Here is a 2,278-nt window from a genome sequence, read left to right as displayed (position 1 = left end):
ACGCGCAGTAGAAAATGAGAACTTTTCAACGCTGAAAAATAGTTCTAAAAAATTATGAGCAATTAAATCACAAATAAATCAGATGAATAAAACGAAACTTAACCAGTTTTCAAACTGCATTTTTCCAACAAAATTTAAAACTCAATTATCTGAAATTTCTCTCGATTGTTGTTGCGCAAAGTAAAATTGGAAATTCGTAAAAAATGAAATTATTTTTATGAAAATATTAAACAATGACAAATCTTTCAATGATGGTTTCTGAATTCGATATTTTTTAATTTTTCAAATGGGAAAAATTTCAATTATAAAAAAAAAGAATAGAAGAAGCTTAAAACGTTAAGAAATTTTAAGCAAAAATATTTGTCGAGAAAAGTGTTTTCACGAAAATTTAAGAACTTTTTAAACCCAATATTTCTACTGAATTTTTTCTTATAAAAACCTAAAATATCAATGTTAAAAAAAGAGAAATTATTATCCGAAAACGCGCTAATCTATTGCGTGTAACGGAAAAAGTATTGGCGAAGTGCGGGCTGGATTTAACTGAAAGTTCAATTCAGACTGCGTGAAGCCGATGCTTTTTCATCTTGTTAAAATTAGTAAAAAAAACAATATGAAAAGCAGCGGCGGCTAAATATATCGAATATCTCAACTTAGACTTTCCCCCGCATTTTGCCAATACAATGTTATGCGACGTTTTTTTTAATTTTTTAATAAGTTGGAAAGTTTCTCAAAATCTCCATCTTGACCAAAGTTTTCTGTATTTGCATTTGTTCCTATCATTCTGAATAAACGGCAATCAAAACATAATTTACAAAATCCTACAATTTTCTTATTATTTTTAAATACAAGAATGTCACGATAAACTGCAACACAAGCTGCTGCATAATTTTCATAAACTGTTTTTTCGGTAAAAATTTGATTAATTTCTTTAAATTTAGATTGATTAATTTGAGATCTTGTAAATCCAATTTGGCTTAATGAATTTATAAATTCTAAATTATTTAAACTTTCAGGTTTTTCACCAATAATAATATCAAATTTTAATTTATCAATTTGTGATTTATTTTGTGTATCAAATAAATCCATTGCTTCATCTTCAGAAATTTCATTGTGATAATATTCAATTTCATCAAACTGAAAAAACGAATCTCCATATTTAGGAACAAAATTATTTTCAACGATTTTATTTTCTTTATTATAAATCTCAGTATTTTTATTTTCATTTTGTTTACATCCTATAAAAATAAAAAAAATAAAAAAAATGTTGAATTTTTTTTTCATAGACGTACTTTTTGTAAAATGTCGCATAACGTTTCGGGGCTTGGCGACAGTGGCGGAAATTGAAGCGAAAAGTTTCAATTTAGCGACACTGTAAGCAAAAGCCAATTTATTGAATAAATTTAAGAAAAAAGTCAATATAATTGGCTTTTTGCGGAATAGAAAGCCGAAACTTTCATTAATCACTTAACCCGCCATTGCGCCAAACCCTTGTTAGCTGAAGGTTTTTTTAATATATATTACAATTTTCAATCAATTCATTAATTGAATCCAGATTATATATTATTTCGATAATATTTTCATTAGTTAGCTTTTCTATAATTATCAATTTGTTGCCTGTAATATAATTTTGATTTTCAAGAATTTTAGATAAATATTTAGGTGTTATAAATCTTGTCCAGTATTTTAGATTATTTTCAAATTTAATTGTTACTTCAATACAATCACAATCTATATTTTGAATTTTATCATCTATAGTGATTGAATTTATCTCTGCTTGTTTTTCAAATTCAAAATAAAACTTTGAATACCATTTTAATTTGTTTTCATCATTTTTGATTCTAATATTTTCAGAGTTAATTTCTTCTACAATATATGATTTACGTTTTGATAATTGACCTTCATATACACCAATATTATTGCAATAAATTTTGTCTTTTAATTTCATACGGAATCTTGGTAAAACTTTCAGCTAACGAAAAAGGCTTTGCGAAGTGCGGGAATTCGAAGAACAGGAAGTTCAAGAATTCAGAAACGAAGCAAATGCTTTTTCAGATTGTCTAATTTAGTCAAAAAAAACAATATGAAAAGCAGTTGCGGAATATTTTGAAGAAATTTCAATCAATGATTAAACCCCGCATTTTGCAAAACCTATGTGCCTGTTGCACAACTAGAATAACGTAAAATTTCTTAACTTGTTATTATGCAAGGCAAAAAAGAATTTACACCCCAATTATTTTACGATTTAAGTTTGGATCGATTGGTACCTTTGGATAATTAC

2 protein-coding genes are annotated in these 2,278 nt (G+C 26.6%); both read right to left on the bottom strand.

Annotation, left to right across the window (positions count from 1 at the left end; genetic code table 11):
- Positions 1-699 precede the first annotated feature (699 nt).
- Positions 700-1,281 carry a hypothetical protein gene (locus ACVFVN_RS14620; RefSeq protein WP_456235854.1) on the bottom strand — a complete coding sequence of 194 codons (582 nt, stop codon included), beginning with the start codon at positions 1,279-1,281 and terminating at the stop codon, positions 700-702.
- A gap of 226 nt (positions 1,282-1,507) precedes the next feature.
- A complete protein-coding gene (locus ACVFVN_RS14615; RefSeq protein WP_456235853.1) occupies positions 1,508-1,945 on the bottom strand; it encodes a hypothetical protein in 438 nt (145 codons plus the stop codon).
- Between the last annotated feature and the right edge of the window lie 333 nt (positions 1,946-2,278).

It is taken from the genome of Soonwooa purpurea (assembly GCF_053891095.1).
This window is presented reverse-complemented; position numbering and strand designations above follow the sequence as displayed.